Source organism: Bradyrhizobium glycinis (assembly GCF_016031655.1).
Lineage (GTDB): Bacteria > Pseudomonadota > Alphaproteobacteria > Rhizobiales > Xanthobacteraceae > Bradyrhizobium > Bradyrhizobium glycinis.
In genome coordinates, this window is sequence record NZ_JACCHQ010000011.1 from 1 (window position 1) to 23,630 (window position 23,630).

Genomic DNA, 23,630 nt, shown 5'->3' on the forward strand with positions numbered 1-23,630 from the left:
ATCGGCGGCGTCTGTAAACCTGCCGCAGACAGCCGTTCCGCTGCTGCGATCTGGTCCCGCAGCGAGAGTTCGCACTTGGCGTAGACGGGCGCTCGCTTCCCATTCACCACCCAATAGCCATCCCCGGCGGACGGGTTGCGGACCGCCACGTAGTCGCATTCCTCGAACCGGTGCGGGATCTTGCGACGATTACGACGGTCTTGCAGCCATTCGCCGAAGCTCGAGGCGGCTCGCGTCAAGACGTGCCCTACGGTAACCGCGTCGGGCTTTCCAAGCGCATCGAGCGCGTCGGCCATCTCCGCATCCTCAGGAGCGCGAGAGCTGTCCACCATCTCCCAAAAGGCGCGCGTCTTGGGCGGAGGCGCCTTCGGATCAAAATCGGTCAGGTCGAGCGTTGCAAGATGATGAGCCACGATCTCGGAGCCGCCGTGGCCGAACCAATTGTAGAGCTTATTCCAATAGTCCGGTCCAAAGTCGTCTTTGGTGCGTGCGGACCAGGCCACGAAATGGCGGCGGTCATCGGCCGGCAGATGCATGGAGTCCTTGTTGTTGGTCGTTATGATGACGCCACAGACGTTGAGCACTGCGTGTTCCCGCAAATGTTTCTCGTCAACACGAAGCACGTCGGGCGGTGCCGCAGTGAGTGTTTTCATGTGCTCATAGAAGCCGTATCGATCCACTTCACCGAGATCGCGAGCTTCGCTGATGCGTAGGATCACAGACTTGACGAATCCGTTGAAGCGCCCGAGCATTTGTACTGGCGAGACCTCGGTGAAATTCCATGGCCCGATGGCCTGTTTCACAGGCTCAAGCATGGTATCTTTGCCGATGCCCTGAGGGCCTCCAAGGACGAGCGCGTGATTGATCTTCTGTTCGGGACGCTGCACCCGATGAGCGAGCCATTTGATGATGTGGGCGGCATCGGTCTCGAAAATGCGCGCAATGTGTGCGGTCCAAAGCGATGCGTCGCCGGCTACCGGTTTGATCACAGGCGCACGGTATAAGTTGAACACGCTGCACCCCTGACGATCGATCCAACCGCCGTCGGCAATCAGTTTGTCGGCAATGACCATGGGGCGCCCGGGTGCCCAAGTCATTTGCTCAACGGCGCGGTGCTTCGCGAGCCACGTAGAAGCTTGAATCGGCTTCTCCCGCATTGGCACGGTGACCGGCCCGATTTTGGAATTAACGCTGGTCGATGGCCACATTTCCCGCGTTGGCGTGAAGATATAGGCGCCGGCGGGCAGGCACGCGTAGAAGTCTTCCAACGCGACTGCCTGTTGCGCTGTCAGATTGGGATGGCCAGGGAGGGGGAGCGGGCACGGTATGGCTTTTTGGGCCTCGTAGCGGGCCATCATGATTTCGTTCTCAATGCGTAAGCGGTCGCGAATGGACAAGGCCGCTAAATCGGAGTCGGTCAGCCTCAGTAGGCCCTTGGCCCGCATCGCGGCCAGCGCGGCGGGATTCGTAACGCCTGCTGCTATCTCCAACTGCTCGATTTCTGCAGAGTCGAGTTCGTAGAAAAGGCGGTGGAGCTGCTTGATTGCTTCCACCTCATCGGAGGCGCCTTCGTCGCCATCCGGCAGGAGCACCCACAACCCGCCTTCGTCGTCTTCCTCGTGAGATAGTGAAGCCAACGCACGAAGGACCAGAACGTCTTTGCCATCCTCATACGGGCGATCCGCTTCGGTCCACAGCGCCTCCAGGTCTTCGGGATCGCCCCATTCAGCCAGTACGGGCGCAAGCCACTCCTCGGCGAATTCATAGTCGCCATGGACCAGCCTTCGAATGTCCCAAACAAAATGCCGGATGGGGAAAACGGGAGGATGCTTTTCGCAATAGAACAGCCATGAGGCCACGAGATTGCGCGGGATCGCCACCACCAGAGCATCTTGCAACGTAGCTGGCATCGCATATGCGTGCCCCTGTTCGTATTGGAAAAGGCGCTCATGCGCGCGCGCCCATTGTTCGACGTTCTCAACTCTCACTGTCGGGTACTCCTACTTTGCGGAGCCCCGAACCAACATCTGATTGCAAAAGTCGCGGAACGTGCTAGGTAAAGGCCGCCAAGCAATTTACCGAAGACGTCTGCGGCCCTGCGATCAGTCCTGATCCGGGGCCGTTTCGTTTGTTGCCAGTTCCTCGAATACGATTCTGTTGAAGCGGACGATGCGTTCGATCGCTGCTTCCGCTGGCGAGCGGTGTCCCGCTGGTTCAAAAATGAATATTGCCGAGTTGTTGACCTGTGGGCGGTCCATCGTGATTGCAGCGCTACGATCGTCATTGAAGTCCACCACCACGTTGGCGCGAACTCCATCTTCCCAGCCGCTGAAAGCGCCGCTTCGCATACTTCCGACAATGCCGTCGAGCGCCCGCCCTAAGTCATCGAATTTAATTCCCAATCCTTCTACAAATTGAAACGCGGCACGCGCGTTGTCTTTAGGAGACAATTTCGTTCGCAGCGGATTGTAGGTGGCTTGAGCAAGTTTGAAACGCCGGATGCGCTTCACGTTCGAGACACGGGACTCACCTCGGCCCGGATCGAAGGCGAAGCCGAGAAGCGTGTTGATCCGATCGGAGTCGGTCATCGTCACGCCGCCATACCGGCCGGGTTCGCCCTTCGATACCAACTTACCGGATTGCAGATCCCGGAAACGATCTGCGGCCGTCCCTGGTGGAATGGACGTCAGCTTTGAAACTGTTGCCTTGAGCAGATTTGCCTTCATGGCAACAGAAGGTAGCAGGTTAAATGTTGAAAGTCAATGTTTAGAAGATTAATGCCAAAGCCGGCGAGTGATGTTCAGGAAGCCAGCCAGAGGCACGCCTATCAAAATGCCAGCCATGCCGTATGCAAGCCCGAACAGCGTCGCTGTCCATGGTCCAGTGCTTGTGGCGATGCCATAGGCTGCCCCGAGAGTGCCAAGCGTCCCGGCGACTACGAACATATTGCGGTCATTGCGGGCCTCGACGTTGTGGGTGGGCGGCCTGCGACCCAGCTTAGGCGGCCCAGCCAAGTGCTTTGAACCACAGCTCGGGCACGCGGTCGCATTGAGTGAAACCGCATTCCCGCAGTCGTAGCAATCGACAAGTTTCCGGATCTGACCCATAGCCTTGTACCGTAGGGCGTCACGCTCCCGGTGTCTATTCCCTGTCCTTCGAGCGCGACGCTTTCAAACCCATCTCAATCAGCTGCCTGATGGCGTCCGAGGCATTGGGAATCGGCCGCTGTTTGGCGCGCCTACGTCTGAACAGCCGGTAAACTTCCCCGAATCCCCGCGCCTTGAGCGTTGGGTGGTAGGAAGGTTATGCCGGCTCCACTTAGTGCCCGGCCGATTTTTTCAATCGCTTCGTCGCGCGCAGCTGATCGCCACTGCAAACTAGATTCGATGCGCGGTTCGCCGTCTATCTTCTCGATCTCTTGGACGGTTGAAATTCCGACGCCAGCAGATTTCGCCAGATCGGCGGCCGTCCATCTGAGAAAAGCCCTTGCCGCTCGGATTTGTGCACCAGTGATACGCATTGTCGTCTCCGACATTGATGTTGACAATCAACATAGAAAACAAGGGCGGCAATAGTCAACGAAAATCATTGACTATTAGAATCGAATCCTTATCCTCGACGACATCGCCAAGCCAACGAGGAGTCCCCGCCATGATCAATCCTTCCACCTTCAATCCTGCCCGCAGCACGCACATCTACACCCTCCCGGGTGCTTACTTTCCCGGCGCAGGCGCCTTCATGGAATTCGCGCTCGAGCGCCGCCAATATGAGGCGGCCGTACAGACGTTCGCCAAAGAGGCGAGTCCGGCCGGCATCGCTGCATCGATCGCGGCGGCTCGCCGATCCGGCTTCAAGATGAGCAGGGCCGAAGCCCGCGAAGCTGCCGCCGTCGGACTGCGCGAGAGCCTTTTGGCGCTCGGCTATGACGAAGAGGAGATCCAGTGGCATGCGGCCCGCCGCGGCCGCCGTGATCGCCAATTCTACTTCACGGACCTGCGCACGGTAGCCGCGCATTGGGATGAACTGAGGAAGCGCGGGACGCATTAGGGCTTCTTGCGGGGCGGCCCGGCTCCTCGCTTGGCCGCCTTTCGCGCTTCGTATCTGGCTTCCCATTCATCCTCTCTACGCTGCTCCTCCCGACGCCGCAGCGCTTCGCGTGCCTCCTCAAGGGCAGCATGGGACAGTTCGACGGCGGAAAGATCACCGGCAGACGGCTTTGCACCTAACCGGCCCGTGAATATCCTATCGAGCGGGTTCGCCTGTTGCTCGGAAAGATCGGTGAACGCAGCATCGAGCTGCAATCGGTCCCAGATCAGGCGTGAGAATACCCGCTTCGGGCCGGGCATCCAGCCGGCCTGCACCATCCGGTCAAACGTGGTGGTGCTCACGCCAACGTAGCGCGCAGCTTCATCACGCGACATGCCCCTTGGAGGGTAGGCAATCTGATCGGGCCAGAGCGTCATAACCGCGCGAATAGCATGGCCGCGGGCGGTCTATGTTGACAATTTCCAATAGGTGCTTGTTTTCACAGAAATTTATGGTTGCACCATGCAGGCAATTGCGTTTGAATGTCCCGATTGGGGGGAATTCATGTTTATTCGCAATTGCACAGCGGCTGTTTTGGCCGTCGTTCTCGCTGGATGTCAGACGGCCGTACAAGCGCCGAACACCGCGAGCGGAAAGCCAGAGGTCACGATCCGCGCAACGACTGCCGCGATCAAAGCGCGGCTGCTGTCGCTCGCGCTCGACAAGCGATTCAACGTGACCAAAGACACCGAGTACCTATTGCAGATCGAAAAGCCGTCCGAGAACTTCGGTGCCACCCTCTTGCTCGGTTCGAGGTACGACGGCATCCCGGCAGAGCGGATCGTGTTCACATTTGCGCCGATCGGCGACTCGACCCGCGTTGTCGCCGCCGGGATGTTCGTCACGAACCCGGGGTCGGCTTTCGAGCGCATCACTCCGGTCAATGGCGGTGAAGGCGCAATGCGAACACAGCAGACGCTTGATGAACTGAAGGTAAGCATGGAAACGCCCACACCGCCACCGGCCGCCCCAGTTGCCGCCGCTCGCAAGCCCGCAAAGCCGGCGAGTTAGGACATCTCCGCAGCTCGCCGTTCCACCGGCGTCAGCCCCGCACCTCGACCAACAGCGCCGAGCGCAGGCCGTCGGCGGCCGAATTGAAATACAGATTGACCGACGTCGAAGCATTACCGCCGCCGAGCACGGTTGCGTAATGATTTCCCTCCGATAGTCGCTTCTTTGCGGTGCAGCCGAGAGGCCGAAGCGCGCCAGCTGTGCCGTCCGAAATCGCTGCCATGCCGGGTTCCGCCGTCGCGCCGTCAAAACCGACCGCAAAAAAGCCCGCCTGATTGGCTGTGCTGACATATCCTGAGCCGACGAGGCTCGCGATCACCAGTTCGTCTGGCCAGGTCAAGAACGGAACGCGCATTTCGCTGTGCAACTCGACAAACGCGGCGTTTGTAGCCGCGCGCGTCGCCGTGTTGTTGGCGACTGCGCTTTTGCCGGATCGATTGAACCAGGATAGGACTAAAAAATCAGTCCAGGCCGGACCCGAGATCGGCTGGGCCATGCCGACCAGCGAACGCGTGTTGTCGCCACTCTTGATCTCGGTTCCTTTGTTGCCTGATGTTGTCGACGTGGCATGTGTCGTGGTCGATGCCTCGAGCGTCATCGTGCCGGCGCTCATATAGGCATAGATGTAATAGAGCATACCCGCGGTCAGCCCGGTGGCAGAGAGGGAAACGCCTGCGTCTGGGACGGCGTAGGTCGCGCCCGCGATCGTGAGCATATTCCCATTGAATGGCGACAGGATAAGGTTCGAACCCGATTTCGTCAGCTTGCATTGCCCATAGGTTTGGGGAATTCCGAGATTGCCGCGGGCCGTCGCCGCATCGGCCAAGTCCGAAAGATTGTTCGCGCTCGACAGATCACCGGCGCCGGGTTGGCCGACCACGTTGAAATTCCAATGGGCGAGCGTGCCGCTGCCGTTGGTCTTGTCGACGCTGATTGTCAACGTCGTGCCGCTGTAGGTCGCAAGCCCTTCCATCCAATTCGACGTATTTGCGGCCGAACTCGCCCGCACGCGCGCTCCGTTCTGGTAGGCGAAGCCCGACTGCGTGGTAAAGGCTTTCGAGCCCGTGCCTATAGTGAGTGACGTGGTCGACATGCCACCGTAGCCGGCGCCCGTTGCGCCCGTCGCGCCGGTGTCGCCCTTGCTCGCCAGCAGTTGCCAGTAGGTCGTATTAGGCGGGATGTGGTTGGTGTGGTCGAGCACGCACACGTAGCTCGAACCACTGAGCGTCACCACGTCGCCGACAGCATAGCCGGTCGCGCCGCTCCATGCGCCCTTGAGTTGGAACGCCTTATAGATTCCGAGATAGGACCACACGCCTCCCGACTTCACCCAGGTATTGCCCGTGGTCGGCTGGAACGCATATTGGCCCTCATTGCCAAGCGACGGGTCGGGCTCTGCGAGCGACGAACCGACGAAGACGAAAAAGCCGGATGTATTGAGCGCGGCGACGAGTTGGTTCACGTCCGCCATCGCCTGCGCGCCGGCAAATCGCTGCGGCGACACCTGCCAGATCTTGTAGGCGACCGCCGTTTGCGCACCGCCGCCCCACGGCGGAATGGTCAATGTTCCGGTGTCCACGACATCCGAAATGATCGACTGATAATTGCCAATCTGCAGAATGTCGCCTGCACGCACATTGACGCCCGACCAGATCGTGCCGGTGCCTGTGACGGTCGTTCCGCCCGCCGAAACGGTTGCGGTGCCAGTGGAATAACTTACGAGTGCGGTCATTTCTTTTGTTTCCGTGCTTCGGCTATTGCGTTTGCTTCGTCGATTGGCAGCCAGGCTCCATCGATCTTTCGCCAGGCTTTGCCGCTCGAGTGTTGAAAGGCGAGCCAACCGCACGCGTGCGGCGGCGGAGCGGATAGATCGGGCGGAAGGTTGTGGAGTTCGACTTTCATTGCTTGGTCCTCGTTGTGATCGGATATCGAATGCTCAACGCGCGTCCGCGGTGGCACACCCGACGTGACCGAACCGGCGGGCGTCCCTGCCAGCTCAGCCGCCGGACTGCTGCAATTGATCGTCACCAGCTGCCGCAGTCACATTTGCCAAGTTGGCGGTCATCTCGACCGCTTCCGCTCGGCAAACTCTCAAAAACTCTGCGTATTCCGTATCTCCAACATGCTGCGCAAGCGCAGCGCGAAAAGCTTCCGTGTGATCCGCTCGATTTGGAGCGCTCACCGCAATGCGCGATTTTCAGGCTCACTCATCGGATCGCTCCGGCCAGCGCCAGCGGGTGAACTCGGCTTCTGCTTCGTCCGATTGGTCGAAGTCCGGATCAACCACGTCGCTCGCTATCTTTGGCGGCGCGATCGGATCGCTTTCGCGCTCGTGTCCTGGCGTCATAGATCCCGCCTTTTCTTCGCGCTCTGCACGATTCGCACCGTGTCCGAGTAGCGAGCGGCGCGATCGCGCGCCAACTCCTCACGCAGTTGCGTCACGGTCTCGGCGGAAGCGCCTTGCCCAATGTTGATTTGCCGATTGTCCTGCATGACCACGGCGGGGCTGCTGCCGCCGCCCGCGGCGCGGCTCATCTGTCCGACCAATCCGCCGTCCGCGTAGCCGCGCAAGCTGTCCAGATTGGCCACGCCGACGCGCCGCACGGTCACGGCATCCATCACGTATTCGCCTTTGTGGACAATGCCGGCCGGCTGATACTTGCCGCCGTGTCCGGTGTAGCCGCCATTGGCAAACCCAACGGTCGGCATCATGTAACTGCCGACGTCGACCGATCCGGTGACGCCGCCACCCAGGCCGAACAAAGCCCCAATGCCGCCGGTCGAGCCGCCAAACGCATTCGCAAAGAGCGAGTCTGCCGCCATGGATGCGAGTTTGTCGGACAGCTTACCAAGGGCATCGAGGCCCGCAGACTTGAACGCGTCCCAGGCGCTTGCACCGCTACGCAATTGCTGGCCGAACGACGTGAAGAACCCGCGATTGACGCTCATTCCTTCGGTCATCAGCGAGTCGAGTTGCTTCCGAGCATTGCCGGCGTCGTTCAACGCCTGCTGCAACTGGGGAAGTGCAGCCCCCGCGACCCGCGCCTGATCGGCCAGATCCTCCACTTGCCGGGCGCTGTAGTTCATCGCTGCGGAGAATTCTTCCAAGTTTTTCGGATCAACGAGGCCGCGGTCGATCCAGCTTTGAAACTGATCGCCCATAGCCTTGGCGGCGTCCTTCGTCCGGAAAATGCCGATCTGCGCCATCGGTCAATGCTCCTCGGTCGACATACGATGCCCAATTAGATCGCCCGGCCAACGGTGGAATATTCGCCGCTCGATTCCGTTTGGTCTCAGCACCGTCAGCTCAGCGAAGCCGCCCACACGCGAAAAGCCGTCGTCTGCGGGTATCCTGCGCTGCAGCTTGATCAGCTCGAGCAGGCCACGCTCGATGTTTTCGGGCGTGTGGTCTGGATCCGGCTTGATGAAGCCGGCTTCAGCGATCAATTCGTCAGATGGCCAGGGGCCAAAGAAGGTCGGGCCGACTGGCAAGGGCAGATACGGTTGCGAGCCAAATCCTGTGCTGTCGTGATCACCCGGAGTTCGAGCGAAAACGATCATCGGGCTACCGCGGAAGAAGCCGGCGAAACTGAGTTCGAACGGACGGTCGAGCTTGAATTCCTCAACGACCAACCGTAGCTCGCGGTAGGTGATGCCGACCATTTCCTCGAAACTCGATGCGCGTCGGCTCAATTCCCGAGCTGCGGTATCGAGACCAAAGCTATTGCCTCGTCCCGTGATCACGGCCGGCCACTCTGGAATGGCGCGGACTTTCGATCCAAATTTGCAGACGAAGCCTCGGTCGTCGTAGCTTGCGGCATCTGTTGCGATCCAAACGCAGTTGTGACGCTTCGATGCGATGAGATTGTTGGCGGTCATCGGCGCTGCCTCTTGAGGCGGCGTTCGGCGTCGACACGGCTTATCGTCTCAAGCGCCATTTTGAATTTGGTATGGACCTCAATCGCGGCCGAAAAGTACGCCTCGTCACGCGCCTCGCTGTTGAACTCGCGCAACCGCTCGCAAGCGAGGTCGAATATCTGCTCGAGATCGGATTCATCCGCCCCGCTGCGGACGCCGTCCAACAGCGCGGCTTCGAACTTGAGCACGATCGTTTTCAGGGCGCCGGTCATCCTCAGCCGCCGCTATAGGTTGCCTGCTGCGTTCCGGACGTGCTGACGATCTGCGCCTCCCAGTCCTGCGCCTGGTTTGCGGCAAACTCGGCGTGCTGAAGCATCCGAACCATGTCGTTCATCGCAGCGTGATCGTCGGGAAAGCCGAGCACAGCCGCGCCGCCTCCGATGTTGCGATTCCGCAACTTGGCGGCGAGCGCGTGTTTCGCAGCGAGAACGATAGGCTCCATGCGCGAGTCGTTGTCGCAGCGCGCAGCGCGTTCGAGGATTGTGTTGCGGAACTGGGGATTCATCGATTTGACCTATGTTGCGGATTTGCGGTGAATGTTGATTGTCAACATCAGGCCGCAACGGGCTGGCGGCGCGCGGCGACGGCGCGCTCCCACTCGACGAGATCAGCGAGACGCCAGAAGCGGTTGCGGGCGATGTAGAGCGGGCGAGGGAAGGCGGGATCGTCTTTCAGACGACGCTCGACCCACATATGGCTCACGCCTCCGTAGCGGGCGCGGAGCTGCGACGTGCGGATCAGGGCATCGGGATCGTCGGCGGACATTTATGATCTCCTGTTATGGGCAGGAAATCACGTCTCCGAACATCTGTAATCAGCAGCTAAAAGCGGATTTACGTGCTGCGGGATTTAGTTCGCGATTTGGACGATCGACGCACGATGTTCTCAAGCACTTCCGGATCCATTTTGAAGTGTCGCGCGGCAGCCTCCAAGAGGGCGCTATGACCGCGATGCGCTTTCTTATTGTCGTGCATCCACTTCTTGATTGTGAGGAACTGGCTATCCCGCTTGTCGATCCACGAGACGCGGCCTTTGCCGTCAACAAAGAATGTGTGCTGTGGCCGGCGGGCCGGCTTTCCTCTCGGCCGTTTTTCTTTGTCTTCCAGTACATTAGCCAGGAAGGCGCGGACGTCCTCATCCGACAGGGAATGTTCGCTGCGGAGCATCGCGGCGAGCGAGCGGCGGTCGCCACGTTTTGCCCAATCAAGTGCCTCCTGCCAGGCGATTGAGATTTGAGCTGCGGCTGCATCGTTGTCGCGGGCCGATTCTTCTTCGTGAGACAGCGGCGCGCTCTGGGGCGGCGGGGGTACTTTCGCGCTCATGCTGGCTCTCTCTGGAATGGGACCACATTGCTCGCTGAGCGGTTGTTGACCATATCCTCGACATACCGGCCCCAGGCGGCAAACGCCTGGGTCTTCTCACGCAGATATTTATGGCGAGCGTAGACTCTGGCAACGCCGCGGATCGCGCCCGATGAGTGGTTGACGCACGCTTCGGCGATCTCGATCGAAAACCCGAGCGCCTGCAGGCCGGAATAGAAAGTCCGGCGTAGATCGTGTAATGTCCAAGGCTCCAAGTGCGCGTGCGGATCGCCCTTGCGCAGCTCGGCAAGCATAGCTTCATCGAAGCGCTTTTTAGCCTTCGAGAGACCGCTAATCGGCGTTTCGCCGGTCGTGGTGAACAGCAAACCCTTTCCCTTGATGGAGGGCAGGGACTTGAACAACGCGATCGCTTGCGGACTGAGGGGCACAAGGTGCTCGCGCCCGTTCTTGGTTCGCTCTTTCGGGATTGTCCACAATGGCTCATTCCAGCGACTCCCGTCATCGAGGACCACTGACGTGCCCTGCAAGTCCAGTTCCGATCGAGGCAGCTCGCGCAGCTCGTCGCGCCGCTGTCCAAGAAGGATCAGTCCCTGCACGAGACGTCCAAAGGGGTAGCCTTCCCGATCGGCCACTTTCCAGGCCGCGACCAGCTCGGCGGCGGTCAACTTGCGCTCGCGCTCGGTTTCATGAGCGAACGCATCGAGCGATGCGACGGGAGAAGATTCCCGCATATCGCGGTCGACGCACCAGTCAAAAAAGGTCTTGAGGGTCGTCAGGGTCCGATTGGCCGTGACGCCGCGGCCGGAATCGACAAGCGCGTCGAGCAGCACGATCGCGTCGTGCTTGGTGATGGAGGCGAGTGTTCGACCTGACCATTTGCCCAGCACTCCATTTCCCGTCGGCTCCCATTCGCCCGGCTTCTCCGGATCGGGCTTCAGGCCGAAGTAGTGGGCCGTTAGGAGGCGGGTCGACTCGCGCAGCCCCTGGCGCTTTCGGCCTTTGTAGCGCTTCAGGAACTCGACCATAGTCGCGTCTATGGTGTCGTCGCGAACCGCCTCCCGCTTCGCCTCAGCCTTTTCTTGGCGCCTGACATGGGTGGGGTCGATCCCGCGCCGGACATCCTCCGCGGCGGCGGTGGCCAGCATTCTGGCTTGGCCGGGCGTTAGGGGGTGACCGATCTGCGGCTGAGCCGGGGAGGGGGTGAGCGCCAGCGGTCCAAGTGTCAGCTTCTTGGGGGCGCGCTGACCGACTTCGTCGCGCTCCACCGGGGAGCGGAAGCGAAAGACCCACGATTTGATGCCGGAGGGGTGAACCACCAGAAAGAGGCCGGCGGCACCGCCGTCCGACTTCTCATAACGGACCGCGCGGGGCTTAAGCTGCTCGATAGCCAGGTTGGAGAGCGCCCTAGTCTTCGCCATGCCGTTACCCCAAGGTGCCGTGGGGTAACGTCTCGATGCTGTTAGCTCGTGTTACCCCACGTGCGTAACATGACGGAACAATCGGAAAAAATCAATGAAAAACAAGCAGATTTTGGGTGCAGGACGTTCTGTGTTGTTACGCCTCGTTACGGTGTAGCGTTCGTCTGGGAGACTAGGGGTCGGAGGTTCAAATCCTCTCGCTCCGACCATTTTTTCAACATCTGTCGGGTTGACCGTCGGCGTGGAGCCTACTCCGGGCCGCGAGGGATGCCTGTGACCAAAGCGCGGCCTGCGGCGGGCGGTACATCAAAACGCCGAAAACAACCCCATGCACAGTAGCGATGTCATTGGGGCATAAGGGTTTTCCGAATCGATTTGACGCGTCGGACCGGGGTAAGGAGCGGATCGTCCAGAGGACAATGACGATCGAGCTGTCGGCTGGAGGCTCAACTCTTGACCCTTCTTCTCGCAATTCCGAAAACCGTCGTGTCCGATACGAGCATCGATGCGTGGCATCAGGACGCTTCCATTTAGGTGCGAGGGCAACATGTTTCAGCTATCGTGGAGCGAGATCTTCGTCCCGACGCATTCTGTCATGGAAATGATCGTGCGGGGCACCATCATGTACCTTGGCGTCTTCACCCTGATGCGCTTCGTTTTGAAGCGACAAACCGGCGGGCTCAGCATCCCCGATCTGCTTCTCGTCGTCCTGCTGGCGGACGCGGCACAGAATGGCATGGCGGGTGAATACCACTCGATCACAGAAGGTATCGTGCTCGTTGCCACCATCATTTCCTGGAATCTTGCCATCGACTGGGTCGGGTATCACTTGCCTTTCGTGGAGCGGCTTGCTCGGCCCGCGCCGCTCCTCCTCATCAAAAACGGGCAGGTCCTTCGCCGCAACATGCGGCAGGAGCTGGTGACGATGGATGAGTTGATGAGCAAACTTCGCGAGGAGGGCATAGCGAGTCCCTCGGACGTCGTAGAGGCATATATCGAGGGCGACGGAAATATCAGCGTGAAAAAGAAGGAAGCCTGACGGCCTTCGTCTGCCCGCCGAAATGATCGGCGTTGCGCAGCATCGTAAGTGCCCTGGCTTGACGCCCACCTACCTCAAATACCCCACCACCATCCGCGTCGTCTCGTCCACCAGCACCTTCACCATCTTCTCCGACAGCATCTCGGCGCCGTTCAGCACCGTGTTGTGCGCGATGGCTTCGATCGTGCTCACGCACATGAACGCTGCGAGAGCGGGGTCGAGCTTGCGCATCTCCTTGCGGTGGCGCTCGAGATAGGTGCGCACGAGGGCGTTGATTTCGTGACTGTAGGCTTCGACCTCCGCGAGGTGGCCGGAGCGGGGGATCTGCTCGGCGAGGATGCGGTGCAGATCGGGGTCGATGTGATGGGCCTCGATCACGACCGTGACGAGGCGGCGCACGGCTTTCTCGATCGGCAGGTCGGCGACCTCCGCGAAGGCGGCGCGGACGAGCCTCATGATCGCCTCGTTGTGACGATCGATCACGGCGGCGACGAGCGCCTCCTTGCTGGGAAAATATTGATAGAGTGAGCCGACGCTGACGCCGGCGACGTCCGCGATGCGGTTGGTGCTGGTCTTCTCGAAACCTTCACGGACCAGAATGCGAGCGGTTGCCTCGACCAGCGCGTCGACGGTGGCGCGCGAACGCGCCTGCGAGGCTTTTTTCCGGGGATTTGTCGGAGGTTTGCGGGCCACGGTCTTGTGATCTGAATGCGAGTGGAAAAAGCGAGTGAATGCTCGCATTATATCGACGAGTGGCGGCGGGTCGGCAAGCCTCTTCGTCGCCAGGTCGAAACAGGTGGATGGGGATGTGGCGATGAGCGTTGCAAGACTTGTGTCGGCGTTTCAGTTCTGCCCGGGCGCTTGCGTGTTCGGTGCACGAGCCTCGCGCGATCCCGCGCCGAGCCTGCAAAGCCGCGCCTTCAACCTGCTGCTGCGACAGCTCCCGTACAAGGCGCAGCTCGCATCCGCCGAAGCGGTGCAGGCGCATGTGCAGAAGCTGGCGCTGGCGCCGGCCTCTCACGAGCCGATCGGGGTCGGCGGCAGCGTCGAGGTGACGCTGACCAAGATGGGCGGATGGCCGGTCTATTACACCGCACCGTCCTCAGGCCACGAGGGCTGCAACTACGTCATGTTCCTGCATGGCGGCGGCTACATCAACGAGATCGTGCCGGCGCATTGGCGCTTCGTCGGCGAGATGACGCGCAAGGCGCGCGTCTCGTGCGTCGTGCCGATCTACCCGCTGGCGCCGCGGGCGACGGCCAAGGACGTCGTGCCGGCGACGGCCGAACTGCTGCGCATGCTGCTGGAAGACGCCGGCGAGGCAAAGGTGACGGTGGTCGGCAATTCGGCCGGCGCTGGCCTCGCGCTCGCCGCCTGCCAATGGCTGCGTGATCGCGGTCATCGGCAGCCGAGCCGGATGCTGCTGATCTCGCCCGCGGCCGATGCCTCGGTCAGCCGTCCGGAGCAGGTTGCGATCGCCGCGCGCGACCCGATCCAGGATATTCCGGGCATCGTCGAGGCGGCACGCCTCTATGCCGGCGAGCTCGAGGTCGGCCATCCCTTCGTCAGCCCGCTCAACGGCGGCTTCCGCGCGCTGGCGCCGATGACGATCTTTTCAGGCACGCGCGATCTGCTCTATCCCGACAGCGTCGACCTTTCCGCAAGAGCGAGGGCAGTGGGCGTGCCGGTCGAGCTGCATCTTATGCGCGAGCAGCCGCACAACTTCGCGCTGATGCCGACCCCGGAAGGGCGGCGAGCGCGCGCGATCATCTGGCGTGAGGTGGCTTAGAAGGAGGGCGTGATCATTGTCACATAGCGCCTGCCGTGATCGGTCTGGCGCTGGCAGTGTCCGCAGGGAGGGATAAGCGGCCCCCGGGGCGTTTCCTCTTCGATTGGTCGTCCTGGTATCCGTGGTCTCGGTACCAGTCGTTTTGCGGGGCCTTAGGCGTGGCCCTTGATCTCATAGTGACCCGGCACGCATTTGTAGCGCTCGAGGCGCCAGTTCGCGTGATAGATCGGATGCTCGCCCATCCACTTCGCGAGAGGCGCTTGTGCGCCGATCGCGCACTGCATCAGCGAAATCTCGGGTGTCATGTTGCTGTCGGTCACGATTTCCTCGACGCAACTGCCTGAGCTGGCTGCGCCAAGCCGGCAAAGCACGGCAACGACGGTCACGAACATTCCTATCACCTCGTCGGTTGTTTCTGACCACGAAGAGGATGCAAGCGGAGTGCCAGAGCCTGTGACACGCAAACAACACGCTGGCCTGGCCGACTCAACCCAGCGTCCACCCCCATTTTGGCGATTCGGATTGTAAAAAAATCGCCATTAACCCGAAGCCGGACAAATACGGGGAACCCCCAGGAAAACACCCGGGAATGATCGATTGTTCGGGTCGCGTGGCCTATGAGCTACTTCACATGGCCCGCGCAGCATCGCGCGTAGTCCGCCCGCCGAAATAACCGAGGGCGAAGATGGCAGCACACGGCTTTTACCCGCGGATGTCGCGCTGCTACAGTTTTGCGCGCGCCTCGGTCAGCGGCGCCGTGACCAAGAAAACACACCGACAAGGGGAGGGACCGAAGTCCCATGAACGATTTTGCTGGAAAGATCGCAGTCATCACCGGCGGCGGCACGGGAATGGGGCGCGAGCTCGCGCGGCAGCTCGTCGCCGAAGGCTGCAACGTCGCGATGTGCGACGTCTCGGAAGCGGCGATGGCCGAGACAAAGCGGCTCTGCGAAGTCGAGAAGCTGCCGCAGGGCCTGCGCGTGACGACGCATGTCGCCGACGTCGCGATCGAGGATCACCTGAAGCGGTTTCGCGATGAGCTCGCCGAGCAGCAGAAGACGGACAAGATCCATCTCTTGTTCAACAATGCCGGCATCGGTGGCGGCGGCAGCCTGTTCACCAACACCCGCGAGCAGTGGGAGCGCACCTTTAACATCTGCTGGGGCGGGGTCTATCTCGGCGTGCGCACCTTCCTGCCGATGCTGGTGGCGGCGGACGAGGCCCACATCGTCAACACCGCCAGCGTCAACGGCTTCTGGGCATCGATCGGCATGGGGCAGGCGCACACCGCCTACAGCGCGGCCAAGTTCGCGGTGAAGGGATTTACCGAAGCGCTGATCAACGATCTTCGCCTGCACGCCCCGCACGTCAAATGCTCGGTGGTGATGCCCGGCCACATCGGCACGTCGATCGTCTCCAATTCGCGCAAGGTGCAGAGCGGCGACGGCTCGGAGCGGCTCAATGCCGACGAGGTGGCGCTGACCCGCAAGCGCATGGCCGCGGCCGGCGTGCCCGATGCCGACAAGATGTCGGACGAGGACATCCAGGCGGCGTTCGCCGAGCGCGCCCGCAGCTTCCTGGAGGACGCGCCGACCACCGCCGCGCAGGCGGCGAAGATCATTCTCGACGGCGTCAAGGCCGAGCGGTGGCGCATCCTCGTCGGCGAGGATGCCAAGCGCCTCGACGAGCGCGTGCGCGCCACGCCGGAGCAGGCTTACGACCGCGCCTTCTACGAAAGTTTTACTCAGGAGGTCGGCTGGCGGCTTGGTTGAGACCGCCCCCGGGGCACCCGCCTATCGCACTCGAGAGCTTTCCCCCTGCGGCCATCCTTCGAGACGCCGCTTTGGGGCGGGCTCCTCAGGATGAGGACGGAGTGCGTGGCTGCAGTTTAAAAAGGCACGGACGCCAATTCGCCTCATCCTGATGAGGAGGCGCGTCAGCGCCGTCTCGAAGGACGAGGCGTGCGCGCAGGCCGCCGCTAGGTCATATTCGTTAGCGCGCCCAGCGAGGCGCGCCAATATGGGTATGATGGTCGTCATGGCAAGAGATGCTCGGACAATTCTAGGTGCCAGCTGCTGCCAATGTTCGTCGCGCACCATGAGCTGTTGGAATGTCACCCATTCGTCATGACGATGTTCAAGCGATGTTGATCTCAAATGCCTGTAATGACGCGCGGGGCGGCTTGGTCGGCGACTTGAAATGGTTTAGTCAATCGGGGTAACGCGACGACCAGAGCGTAGCTCCCGATGATGCCCGCATGCCTCTCCGACGACTGGACCTTTTGCCCGGAGCGAGAGGACATTTCAGCTGAGTTCACGCGGCTGCTCACGGCGGCGCAAGAGGGCGGCGCCACGATCGCGGAATGCCTCATGATCGCCCGGCAGCTGAAGCGCGGCGATGACCGCTCCTGGCACCGCGAATGGAAGAAGCTGGCGCAGACCAATCGGCAGCGCGCGGAGACCGCGTTCGCGGAGGGCCACCGCGCCAGTGCGCAGCGCAATTGGCTGCGCGCGATGAACTATTATGGTGCCGCAGCGATGCCGCTCGACCCCGCCGACGAGCGCCGCTGGGTCGCGGTGCTGGCGATGCAGGAATGTGCGCGCCGCTACCTCGCCGCGCGCAGCCCGGCCGGCGAGGTGGTGACGGTACCCTGGCTCGACGGGCATTCGCTTCAGGGCTACTTCCTGCCTGCGTCATCGGGGAAGGAGCCGGCTCCGACGGTGATCTGCATCGGCGAGCCCGGCCATCGCAAGGAAGAATTTCTGTTCAAGCTCGTGCCGCACGCGCGCGAGCGCGGCTTCTCGATGCTCGCGCTCGACCTGTTCGGCGATCAGCGCGACGACTTTCTCGAGGCGCTATTGCGGCGCCAGGATCTCGAGAGCGCGATCCCCGGCGTCATGGATTATCTGGAGACGCGGCAGGACGTCGACTTCGCACGCGTCGGGATCATCGCCGATGGCTGGGGCTCGTCCTTCGTGGCGCGCGCGGTCTTGCAGGAGCCGCGGCTTGCCGCCGCCGTCTGCGACGGCGGCCTGTGGGACCTGCACGAGCGAGCCTTCTTCGCAAGCCGATTCGCGATGAGTGACGTCAGCATCGTCCCGGTGCCACATGCGCCGCTGATGGCCTCCAGCGCCGATTGCCCCGTGCTGATCACGCTCGGCGAGGACGGCTGGCTCAAGGCCGATCGGGCGCGTCAGCTCGTCCGGAACTCCCGGCTCGGCAGCTCGGATGTCATGCTGAAAGTGTTCACCGCGGCGGAGACCGGCGCGGCGCAGGCCCACGCCGACAATCCCACCCTTGCCAACGAGTACATCTTCGACTGGCTCGAATCGCGCCTCCGCGCCGGCAGGCGGATCTAGCAGCCAGCTCCCGCGTCAGAAGTCGAGACTGAGGCGGACGCAGGCCTTTTCGAGACGGGTCTTCAGCGTCGCGAGCTTGGTGGTGAATTCCGTCAGCTCGTCCTCGTCGAACTCCTGGAAGACGAATTCCTTGATGGTCTTGTACTGCTCGTTGAGGCTCGCAAGGTGCTTCTGCGTCTTGTCGGTCAGGGACAGCCGGACCACGCGCGCGTCGGTCGGCGAGGGGCGGCGGCGCAACAGCCCCTTCTTTTCCAGCAGCTTGGACTGGGTGGTGACGAAGGACGGATCGACGTGGAGGAGCTTGGACACGACGTTGACCGGAATACCGTCGTCCTTGTCGAGGTCGGAGATGGCCATTAGGATCAGCCATTGCGGGCCGCTGATGCCGAGCGTCCTCGCCCAGAACTGACGCAGCTCCTCGAGATACATGTTGATCGACGATATCTCCCAGGTGAAGCGCCTGATGATATCCAGGTTGCCGATGGTGCGCAGGCGCGCTCCTTCCTTCCTTGTCGCGGACACAGCGTCACTCCCGCAAGCTGATTCTCTTCCGATCGTTCATTTGCGGCGGGCATAGTCCACGCAACTCTGCTCTGACGCAAGTGCAGAGCAGGCTAATTGCGTCACGAAAACTACAAATATGATCCCATCAGCATTTTCGCTCAACGCCGGTGTTGCGCCGCAGACACAGGGCTCGTGAAACCATAAAGCTGATCTAATAAACTATTTTGATTAATGGAATGGCGCGCGCATATTGCGTGGCGACGGTGGGGGGTTCTCGATCGTCCCGTTGCAGGTGGTTCGCTCACGTCGCTCGCGAATGCGGGTACGTCCGAAAACGCGAAGCGGCCGAGCGGATTTGATGAAGAGACGGGGATCTGGGGGGCCTTACGGTCCGGTCTCCGTAAATGAGCAACTTGGAGGTTTTTAAATGAAAGTGGTGAAGAGCCTTTTGCTCGGCACTGCGGCGGGATTGATCGCCGTTGGTGGAGCTCAGGCAGCCGATCTTCCCGTGAAGGCCAAGGCGGTCGAATACGTGAAGATCTGCTCGCTGTACGGCGCCGGATTCTACTACATGCCGGGCACCGATACCTGCATCAAGTTCGGTGGTTACGTCCGCGCCGACATGATCCTCGGCGGCGCAGGCGATTATAACTTCCAGCAGGGCGCCAACGCGGGGTCGAACAACCGTTTGACCAACTACTATTTCGGTCGCGCTCGTTTCGACTTCAACGTCGACACGCGCACGGCGACCGAGTATGGCGTGGTCCGCACCTATGCCGACGCGGTCTTCACCTGGGATACGCAAAGCGTCACCGGCAGCAACCCGTCGGCCATTTCGGGCACGCCTAACACTTCGGCCGCGCTCGGTCTGTACCATGCGTTCATCCAGTTCGCCGGCTTCACCTTCGGCCGCACGGTCTCGATCTTCGATGCCCCGTGGCAGAGCTATCCGGCTGGCGGGCCCGACACCATTCCGGGCGGCAGCAATCACACCAACGGTGTGAACCAGGTCGCCTACACGGCCGACTTCGGCCAGGGCATCACTGCGTCGTTCGCGTTGCAGGATGAGACGTCGGCGACGAACGGCCAATCGAACCTCTGGAACGTGTCTTCGGGCACGGCTGCCCAGTTCGTGACGGGCGTCTATGGCGCCAACGCCTGGGGCGGCACGCGTTCGCCCGACATCATCGGTCAGGTTCGTGTCGACCAGGCCTGGGGTCTCGCCCAGCTGTCGGTTGCCGCGCATGAGCTCCATACAGCCTATTACGGCGCGACTGAAGTCACCGGTCATCCCTCCGACAAGTGGGGCTGGGCCGTGCAGGGCGCTTTGTCGATCAAGAACATCCCGACCGGCGCGGGTGACGTGATCAACCTGCAGGCTGTCTACACGGACGGTGCGACGCGCTACAACTTCCAGAGCCTGTTCCCGCAGAGCTTCTTCATGTTCAGCGGAAGCAGCAATGGCGCGTATCAGAGCACCGGGTTCGCTGGTCTGGCTGACGGCGTGTTCGGAACTGCTACCGGCATCGATACCGTCAAGACCTGGGGCCTCCGCGGTGGCTATACCCACAACTGGAGCCCGAACTGGGCCAGCGCCATCTACGGTGGCTATGCCCAGCTGAGGTACGGCACGACCGGCAAGGCCCTGATCTGCACCAACTTCGCGGCGATCGCGTTGGCCGGCGCGACCTGTAATCCGGACTTCAACTTCGCGGTGGTCGGTGTGAACACCGTGTGGACTCCGGTCAAGGGCCTCGCCTTCACTGCCGACCTGAGCTGGTCGCGTCTGGACCAGAAGTACTCTGGCTCCATCGCGAGCCCGGGCATTGCCACCGCTGCGAAGCCGGCGGCCGTGTACGAGCTGAAGGACCAGAACTCGGTCGCCATGATGCTGCGCGCTCAGCGCAACTTCTGATCATCGATCGCGCAAAATCGATCGGAGAACCCCGGCGGGAAACCGCCGGGGTTTTTTCACGCGCAGTGGTTTCGGAAAACCGAATGGCCGTTGCGGAACACGAAGGCTAGCCATGCGATTGGATCGCGTCAGACTTATTTACTTACTTGAGCTACTAAGCTATATAGCACCCAGCCAGATACGAAAGTTGCGGCTCTTAGCTTCATGCTAAGCCTCCAGAGACCTCCGGCGATGCCCCGCCGGAGGTTTTTTGTTGTCGCGATGCGCACTAAAGCGCGATGAGATTTGGACGAATTGTCATCGCGCTTTAGGTCTTTGTTTGAGCATGATCCTTTCGGAAAACCGCTGCACACTTTTCCGGATCATGCTCTAGCTCAGCCGCGTATCGCGCGGGCGCGCAGAGGCGGCCGGTAGGCGAGGCGGCTATGGCCGGCGCAATAGGGCTGGCCGTCCGGCGCCGTGTTGCCGCAGAAGCAGAAATCGTCTGCGCCCGGGGTCGAGATCGGCCAGCGGCAGCGATTCTCGGACAGCTCCAGCAGCGAGCAGCGGTTGGTCTCGTCGATCGGGCCTGCAATCACCGGCGCATCGTTTTCGCCATAGAGCGTGGCGAGCATCTCGTATTGCAGCCGCGGCACGGCCTTGCGCATCCGCGCCGGCGCCAAGCCTTTGTCCTGAACCTTGCGGTCGTCGACCGTCCGGCCGCGCGTCAGATTCAGCCGCGACAATTTGCCGATCACCGCGTTGCGGCTGACGCCGATGTCGGCGGCGATCTCGCGACAGGAGAGGCCGGCCTCGAAGTGCTGCTTCAGGAGCTCGATTCGTTCGTCGGTCCAGGTCGGTGAGAGAACAGGCATTTGTTGGCGATCCCAGGTTGCAGATGTCGGCCATCCGCCGTCTCGAGATCCGTCCGCCTCACGCCCCGAGTGCGCTCACGTCCTGCCATTGTCGCGGATCGACAGAAGACCGTCCTTGATGGCGAGACGGATGCCTTCCTCGATCAATGTCCGTGCGACGCCGGGAACGCTGGTGCCGTGGGTGCCCTGTCTCACCAGCTTCTCCAGATACGCGATGGTCGAGAGCGCCAGGGTTACGGGAATGCGGTCAGTCTCGGCTTTTTCGGTGGCCATGGCCCGAACGCTAGCCTCTTACTCGGGTACATAAAAGTAACGATTAAGACTCTATTTAGGTTCGGGGGTGGAAGTCAAATCGGCGCCAAAGCAGCGGCCCACCCAATTGGAATCGCTTGGGAATCGGACACGGCACGGCGCGCCGCGGGGAAGACCGGGCGGCGGCGTGAGGTCGGCAGGTCAGGGAAGGGCGCGGCGGCTCAGCCGTGCACGATCGCCTTTTCGATCATGCAATGGATGCCTTTGGCGCCGTTGACGGTCTGGGTCACCCGGAGATCGGCGGCGAGGCTGCACAGCGTGTAGGCATCCTCGCGGGACAGATTTCGCGTCTCGCCGAGCAGCGCGATCATATCGCGCAGCGCGCGCACCACGCATTGGTCGAGATCGGGGTCCATCGCCATGGTCATGTAATGCGTCGGCGTCTCGGCGCGGGGGTAATCGAGCTTCAGGTCCTTGCGCAGCGTCAGGCGGAAGCGACCCTGCAGCGCGGTTTCGATCGCGGTGACGCAGACCTCGCCGTCGCCCTGCACGCCATGGCCATCGCCGCAGGAGAACATCGCCCCCGGCACGAACACCGGTAGATACAGCGTCGCACCGGCTCCTAGCTCCTTGTTGTCGAGATTGCCGCCCATCGCGCGCGGGATCAGCGAGGAGATGCGGCCCCAGGCTGGCGGCGGCGAGACGCCCATCACGCCGAAGAAGGGCTTGAGCGGCAGGTCGAGGCCCCATGGCATGCGGCCGACCATTCGCGTCCGGTCGAGCGGGATGTTGAGGATCCGCGTCTCCTGGAAATCGTCGGGCAGGGTGCCGGACAGAGGCTTGATCATGTTCCAGCCCCAATCCTGCCGGAGCTGGACGTCGAGGATCTCGACCGCGAGCACGTCGCCCGGCTCGGCCCCTTCGACAGCGATCGGTCCGGTGAGGATGTGGCCCGGCAGCATGCGCTCGTTTTTGGCATGAACCTGGTGCATCTCGGGCGGAATGTGAAACTTGTCGCGATCAGGCAGCTTGTCGGGACCGCCGCTGATGGTGTCGACCGTCACCTCGTCGCCGCTCTTGACGGTGAGGACCGGATTGAGTGCGGCTTCGAAGAAGCCCCAGTGGCAGGTTTCGGGACTGGAATGCAGGTGATGATGGGTCATGGCCGGGTCCGCTTCCGTTTCATCAGCGCGGGCTTGACCCGGCGATCCATCCTCTTTCAAGAAGATTTCTGAAGATGGCGGGGCCGGTCAAGCCCCGCACAGAAGACCAAGTCATTCAGGCCAAGTCCTTCAGGCTACTCGATTTCAGCGAGGCTCCCCTGTTTTTCGTTCTTTCCAAGACCCTGGGTACCGCGCTGCTGCCGATCAATCTTCTGGTCGAGCTCGGAATTGTGGCTGTCGTGCTGATGGCGACGCGCTTTGCCGCATTTGGCCGCAGGCTCGCCATAACCACGCTGGTGCTGCTGGCGCTCGCGGCGTTCTCGCCGCTCGGCAATCTCCTGATCTATCCGCTGGAGTCGCGCTTCCCGGCGTGGGACGCCTCGCGCGGCGCGCCCGACGGCATCATCGTGCTCGGCGGCTCGGTCGACACCGACCTGTCGGCGGCGCATCGCACGCCGGTGGTCGCGCACGCGGCCGATCGTCTGTTTGCGCCGGCCGAGCTTGCGCGCCGCTACCCCAATGCGCGCATCGTCTTCACCGGAGGCTCCGCGAACCTGGTGTCGACCGATGCCAGGGAGGCCGACTATTCCGCGCCGATCCTGGAGAATCTCGGCATCGCGAAGGACCGCCTGATCCTCGAACGTAGCTCCCGCAACACCTGGGAGAATGCGATCTTCACCAAACAGCTGGTATCTCCAAAGCCGGGCGAACGCTGGCTGCTGGTGACGTCGGCCTATCACATGCCGCGCTCGATGGGGATCTTCCGCAAGGCTGGATTTGACGTCGAAGCCTATCCGGTCGACTGGCGGATGGGGGGACGCGAGGATCTGTTCTCCTTCACCAATGTGGGCGCGGACGGCTTGGGACGAACCGAAGTTGCGGTGCGCGAGTGGATCGGTCTTACCGCTTACCGTCTGATGGGCAGGATCTCCGAGTTGCTTCCGGGACCCGCGAAGGACTAGAACGAAGCCGCAAAACAAGAATACGCGGCGCACCATCG

The 23,630-nt window shown here is 61.7% G+C and carries 28 protein-coding genes; 9 read left to right on the plus strand and 19 right to left on the minus strand.

The annotated features are described in order from the left end of the window. From HZZ16_RS38155 to HZZ16_RS17415, 3 genes are all read right to left on the minus strand, one after another. A partial coding sequence (locus HZZ16_RS38155) for a primase-helicase family protein (RefSeq protein ID WP_197949893.1) occupies nt 1–1,988 on the minus strand: 1,988 nt, incomplete at its 3' end. Nucleotides 1,989–2,102: 114 nt separating this feature from the next. Continuing rightward, nucleotides 2,103–2,726 carry a hypothetical protein gene (locus HZZ16_RS17410; RefSeq protein WP_197949895.1) on the minus strand — a complete coding sequence of 208 codons (624 nt, stop codon included), beginning with the start codon at nt 2,724–2,726 and terminating at the stop codon, nt 2,103–2,105. 512 nt (nt 2,727–3,238) lie between these two features. Then, nucleotides 3,239–3,520, minus strand: coding sequence for a helix-turn-helix domain-containing protein (locus HZZ16_RS17415; protein WP_246510189.1), 282 nt, complete (start codon nt 3,518–3,520; stop codon nt 3,239–3,241). 17 nt (nt 3,521–3,537) lie between these two features. Here HZZ16_RS17415 and HZZ16_RS17420 point away from each other — a divergent pair, with 17 nt between their 5' ends. After that, the gene (locus HZZ16_RS17420) at nt 3,538–4,047 is read left to right on the plus strand and encodes a hypothetical protein (RefSeq protein WP_197949899.1); all 510 of its coding nucleotides are present in this window, start codon (nt 3,538–3,540) and stop codon (nt 4,045–4,047) included. Here HZZ16_RS17420 and HZZ16_RS38160 read toward each other — a convergent pair. Next, a complete protein-coding gene (locus HZZ16_RS38160) occupies nt 4,044–4,421 on the minus strand; it encodes a hypothetical protein (protein ID WP_311974181.1) in 378 nt (125 codons plus the stop codon). The genes HZZ16_RS17420 and HZZ16_RS38160 overlap by 4 nt on opposite strands. Nucleotides 4,422–4,548: 127 nt before the next feature. Here HZZ16_RS38160 and HZZ16_RS17430 point away from each other — a divergent pair, with 127 nt between their 5' ends. Then, the gene (locus HZZ16_RS17430; RefSeq protein WP_246510190.1) at nt 4,549–5,097 is read left to right on the plus strand and encodes a hypothetical protein; all 549 of its coding nucleotides are present in this window, start codon (nt 4,549–4,551) and stop codon (nt 5,095–5,097) included. A gap of 31 nt (nt 5,098–5,128) precedes the next feature. On the opposite strand, the gene HZZ16_RS37215 is transcribed toward HZZ16_RS17430, so the two are convergent. Both HZZ16_RS37215 and HZZ16_RS17440 read right to left on the minus strand, forming a co-directional pair. Then, nucleotides 5,129–6,829, minus strand: coding sequence for a hypothetical protein (locus HZZ16_RS37215; RefSeq protein WP_246510191.1), 1,701 nt, complete (start codon nt 6,827–6,829; stop codon nt 5,129–5,131). Continuing rightward, entirely contained in the window at nt 6,826–6,999 is a 174-nt protein-coding gene (locus HZZ16_RS17440; RefSeq protein WP_197949901.1) for a hypothetical protein, read from the minus strand. The genes HZZ16_RS37215 and HZZ16_RS17440 overlap by 4 nt, the downstream gene beginning before the upstream one ends. 64 nt (nt 7,000–7,063) lie before the next feature. On the opposite strand from HZZ16_RS17440, the gene HZZ16_RS17445 reads away from it, so the two are divergent. Next, nucleotides 7,064–7,495, plus strand: a complete 432-nt coding sequence (locus HZZ16_RS17445; protein ID WP_197949903.1) for a hypothetical protein — start codon at nt 7,064–7,066, stop codon at nt 7,493–7,495. Here the strand turns inward: HZZ16_RS17445 and HZZ16_RS17450 are convergent. From HZZ16_RS17450 to HZZ16_RS17480, 7 genes are all read right to left on the minus strand, one after another. Continuing rightward, nucleotides 7,441–8,304 (minus strand): phage tail tape measure protein, encoded by an 864-nt coding sequence (locus HZZ16_RS17450; RefSeq protein ID WP_197949905.1) that lies wholly within the window; start codon nt 8,302–8,304, stop codon nt 7,441–7,443. The genes HZZ16_RS17445 and HZZ16_RS17450 overlap by 55 nt on opposite strands. A 3-nt stretch (nt 8,305–8,307) precedes the next feature. Then, the gene (locus HZZ16_RS17455; protein WP_197949907.1) at nt 8,308–8,976 is read right to left on the minus strand and encodes a hypothetical protein; all 669 of its coding nucleotides are present in this window, start codon (nt 8,974–8,976) and stop codon (nt 8,308–8,310) included. Continuing rightward, on the minus strand, nt 8,973–9,227 hold the full coding sequence (locus tag HZZ16_RS17460) for a hypothetical protein (RefSeq protein ID WP_197949909.1): 255 nt from the start codon (nt 9,225–9,227) through the stop codon (nt 8,973–8,975). The genes HZZ16_RS17455 and HZZ16_RS17460 overlap by 4 nt, the downstream gene beginning before the upstream one ends. A gap of 2 nt (nt 9,228–9,229) precedes the next feature. Continuing rightward, nucleotides 9,230–9,457, minus strand: coding sequence for a hypothetical protein (locus tag HZZ16_RS17465; protein WP_197949911.1), 228 nt, complete (start codon nt 9,455–9,457; stop codon nt 9,230–9,232). A gap of 110 nt (nt 9,458–9,567) precedes the next feature. Next, a complete protein-coding gene (locus HZZ16_RS17470) occupies nt 9,568–9,780 on the minus strand; it encodes a hypothetical protein (RefSeq protein WP_197949913.1) in 213 nt (70 codons plus the stop codon). A gap of 68 nt (nt 9,781–9,848) precedes the next feature. Continuing rightward, nucleotides 9,849–10,337, minus strand: a complete 489-nt coding sequence (locus tag HZZ16_RS17475; protein WP_197949915.1) for a hypothetical protein — start codon at nt 10,335–10,337, stop codon at nt 9,849–9,851. Next, nucleotides 10,334–11,755 (minus strand): tyrosine-type recombinase/integrase, encoded by a 1,422-nt coding sequence (locus HZZ16_RS17480; RefSeq protein WP_197949917.1) that lies wholly within the window; start codon nt 11,753–11,755, stop codon nt 10,334–10,336. Before HZZ16_RS17480 ends, HZZ16_RS17475 begins: the two co-directional genes overlap by 4 nt. Nucleotides 11,756–12,302: 547 nt before the next feature. Here HZZ16_RS17480 and HZZ16_RS17485 point away from each other — a divergent pair. Then, nucleotides 12,303–12,794 carry a DUF421 domain-containing protein gene (locus HZZ16_RS17485; protein ID WP_197949920.1) on the plus strand — a complete coding sequence of 164 codons (492 nt, stop codon included), beginning with the start codon at nt 12,303–12,305 and terminating at the stop codon, nt 12,792–12,794. 69 nt (nt 12,795–12,863) lie between these two features. Here HZZ16_RS17485 and HZZ16_RS17490 read toward each other — a convergent pair whose 3' ends face one another. After that, complete coding sequence (locus HZZ16_RS17490) at nt 12,864–13,487, minus strand: TetR/AcrR family transcriptional regulator (protein ID WP_311974185.1); 624 nt, start codon at nt 13,485–13,487, stop codon at nt 12,864–12,866. Nucleotides 13,488–13,608: 121 nt separating this feature from the next. Here HZZ16_RS17490 and HZZ16_RS17495 point away from each other — a divergent pair, with 121 nt between their 5' ends. After that, complete coding sequence (locus tag HZZ16_RS17495; protein ID WP_197949924.1) at nt 13,609–14,583, plus strand: alpha/beta hydrolase fold domain-containing protein; 975 nt, start codon at nt 13,609–13,611, stop codon at nt 14,581–14,583. 152 nt (nt 14,584–14,735) lie between these two features. Here HZZ16_RS17495 and HZZ16_RS17500 read toward each other — a convergent pair whose 3' ends face one another. Next, a complete protein-coding gene (locus tag HZZ16_RS17500; protein WP_025036674.1) occupies nt 14,736–14,975 on the minus strand; it encodes a hypothetical protein in 240 nt (79 codons plus the stop codon). Between the two features lie 408 nt (nt 14,976–15,383). On the opposite strand from HZZ16_RS17500, the gene HZZ16_RS17505 reads away from it, so the two are divergent. Both HZZ16_RS17505 and HZZ16_RS17510 read left to right on the plus strand, forming a co-directional pair. Further along, nucleotides 15,384–16,355, plus strand: a complete 972-nt coding sequence (locus HZZ16_RS17505) for an SDR family NAD(P)-dependent oxidoreductase (RefSeq protein WP_197949926.1) — start codon at nt 15,384–15,386, stop codon at nt 16,353–16,355. A gap of 474 nt (nt 16,356–16,829) precedes the next feature. Continuing rightward, nucleotides 16,830–17,942, plus strand: a complete 1,113-nt coding sequence (locus tag HZZ16_RS17510; RefSeq protein WP_197949928.1) for an alpha/beta hydrolase family protein — start codon at nt 16,830–16,832, stop codon at nt 17,940–17,942. A gap of 15 nt (nt 17,943–17,957) precedes the next feature. On the opposite strand, the gene HZZ16_RS17515 is transcribed toward HZZ16_RS17510, so the two are convergent. Next, a complete protein-coding gene (locus HZZ16_RS17515) occupies nt 17,958–18,464 on the minus strand; it encodes a MarR family winged helix-turn-helix transcriptional regulator (RefSeq protein WP_197949930.1) in 507 nt (168 codons plus the stop codon). A gap of 409 nt (nt 18,465–18,873) precedes the next feature. Between HZZ16_RS17515 and HZZ16_RS17520 the strand changes: the two genes are divergently transcribed. After that, nucleotides 18,874–20,361, plus strand: coding sequence for a porin (locus HZZ16_RS17520; RefSeq protein WP_197949932.1), 1,488 nt, complete (start codon nt 18,874–18,876; stop codon nt 20,359–20,361). A 374-nt stretch (nt 20,362–20,735) separates the two neighbouring features. Here HZZ16_RS17520 and HZZ16_RS17525 read toward each other — a convergent pair whose 3' ends face one another. From HZZ16_RS17525 to HZZ16_RS17535, 3 genes are all read right to left on the minus strand, one after another. After that, complete coding sequence (locus HZZ16_RS17525) at nt 20,736–21,215, minus strand: GcrA family cell cycle regulator (RefSeq protein ID WP_197949934.1); 480 nt, start codon at nt 21,213–21,215, stop codon at nt 20,736–20,738. A gap of 75 nt (nt 21,216–21,290) precedes the next feature. Continuing rightward, nucleotides 21,291–21,488 (minus strand): hypothetical protein, encoded by a 198-nt coding sequence (locus tag HZZ16_RS17530; protein ID WP_024341172.1) that lies wholly within the window; start codon nt 21,486–21,488, stop codon nt 21,291–21,293. A 200-nt stretch (nt 21,489–21,688) separates the two neighbouring features. Beyond that, nucleotides 21,689–22,630, minus strand: coding sequence for an acetamidase/formamidase family protein (locus tag HZZ16_RS17535; protein WP_197949936.1), 942 nt, complete (start codon nt 22,628–22,630; stop codon nt 21,689–21,691). Between the two features lie 194 nt (nt 22,631–22,824). Here HZZ16_RS17535 and HZZ16_RS17540 point away from each other — a divergent pair, with 194 nt between their 5' ends. Next, complete coding sequence (locus HZZ16_RS17540; protein ID WP_197950206.1) at nt 22,825–23,592, plus strand: YdcF family protein; 768 nt, start codon at nt 22,825–22,827, stop codon at nt 23,590–23,592. The last annotated feature ends 38 nt before the right edge of the window (nt 23,593–23,630 follow it).

Excerpts from the sequence above, each read along its gene's own strand:
- HZZ16_RS17430 (WP_246510190.1), top strand. The coding sequence starts at position 4,549 with ATGCAGGCAATTGCGTTTGAATGTCCCGATTGGGGGGAATTCATGTTT.
- HZZ16_RS17440 (WP_197949901.1), bottom strand. The coding sequence starts at position 6,999 with ATGAAAGTCGAACTCCACAACCTTCCGCCCGATCTATCCGCTCCGCCG.
- HZZ16_RS17505 (WP_197949926.1), top strand. The coding sequence starts at position 15,384 with ATGAACGATTTTGCTGGAAAGATCGCAGTCATCACCGGCGGCGGCACG.
- HZZ16_RS17455 (WP_197949907.1), bottom strand. The coding sequence starts at position 8,976 with ATGACCGCCAACAATCTCATCGCATCGAAGCGTCACAACTGCGTTTGG.
- HZZ16_RS17525 (WP_197949934.1), bottom strand. The coding sequence starts at position 21,215 with ATGCCTGTTCTCTCACCGACCTGGACCGACGAACGAATCGAGCTCCTG.
- HZZ16_RS17475 (WP_197949915.1), bottom strand. The coding sequence starts at position 10,337 with ATGAGCGCGAAAGTACCCCCGCCGCCCCAGAGCGCGCCGCTGTCTCAC.
- HZZ16_RS17485 (WP_197949920.1), top strand. The coding sequence starts at position 12,303 with ATGTTTCAGCTATCGTGGAGCGAGATCTTCGTCCCGACGCATTCTGTC.
- HZZ16_RS17410 (WP_197949895.1), bottom strand. The coding sequence starts at position 2,726 with ATGAAGGCAAATCTGCTCAAGGCAACAGTTTCAAAGCTGACGTCCATT.
- HZZ16_RS17495 (WP_197949924.1), top strand. The coding sequence starts at position 13,609 with ATGAGCGTTGCAAGACTTGTGTCGGCGTTTCAGTTCTGCCCGGGCGCT.
- HZZ16_RS17510 (WP_197949928.1), top strand. The coding sequence starts at position 16,830 with ATGATGCCCGCATGCCTCTCCGACGACTGGACCTTTTGCCCGGAGCGA.
- HZZ16_RS37215 (WP_246510191.1), bottom strand. The coding sequence starts at position 6,829 with ATGACCGCACTCGTAAGTTATTCCACTGGCACCGCAACCGTTTCGGCG.
- HZZ16_RS17465 (WP_197949911.1), bottom strand. The coding sequence starts at position 9,457 with ATGGAGCCTATCGTTCTCGCTGCGAAACACGCGCTCGCCGCCAAGTTG.
- HZZ16_RS17470 (WP_197949913.1), bottom strand. The coding sequence starts at position 9,780 with ATGTCCGCCGACGATCCCGATGCCCTGATCCGCACGTCGCAGCTCCGC.
- HZZ16_RS17450 (WP_197949905.1), bottom strand. The coding sequence starts at position 8,304 with ATGGCGCAGATCGGCATTTTCCGGACGAAGGACGCCGCCAAGGCTATG.
- HZZ16_RS17535 (WP_197949936.1), bottom strand. The coding sequence starts at position 22,630 with ATGACCCATCATCACCTGCATTCCAGTCCCGAAACCTGCCACTGGGGC.
- HZZ16_RS17530 (WP_024341172.1), bottom strand. The coding sequence starts at position 21,488 with ATGGCCACCGAAAAAGCCGAGACTGACCGCATTCCCGTAACCCTGGCG.
- HZZ16_RS17520 (WP_197949932.1), top strand. The coding sequence starts at position 18,874 with ATGAAAGTGGTGAAGAGCCTTTTGCTCGGCACTGCGGCGGGATTGATC.
- HZZ16_RS17500 (WP_025036674.1), bottom strand. The coding sequence starts at position 14,975 with ATGTTCGTGACCGTCGTTGCCGTGCTTTGCCGGCTTGGCGCAGCCAGC.
- HZZ16_RS17415 (WP_246510189.1), bottom strand. The coding sequence starts at position 3,520 with ATGCGTATCACTGGTGCACAAATCCGAGCGGCAAGGGCTTTTCTCAGA.
- HZZ16_RS17460 (WP_197949909.1), bottom strand. The coding sequence starts at position 9,227 with ATGACCGGCGCCCTGAAAACGATCGTGCTCAAGTTCGAAGCCGCGCTG.
- HZZ16_RS38160 (WP_311974181.1), bottom strand. The coding sequence starts at position 4,421 with ATGTCGCGTGATGAAGCTGCGCGCTACGTTGGCGTGAGCACCACCACG.
- HZZ16_RS17480 (WP_197949917.1), bottom strand. The coding sequence starts at position 11,755 with ATGGCGAAGACTAGGGCGCTCTCCAACCTGGCTATCGAGCAGCTTAAG.
- HZZ16_RS17420 (WP_197949899.1), top strand. The coding sequence starts at position 3,538 with ATGTTGACAATCAACATAGAAAACAAGGGCGGCAATAGTCAACGAAAA.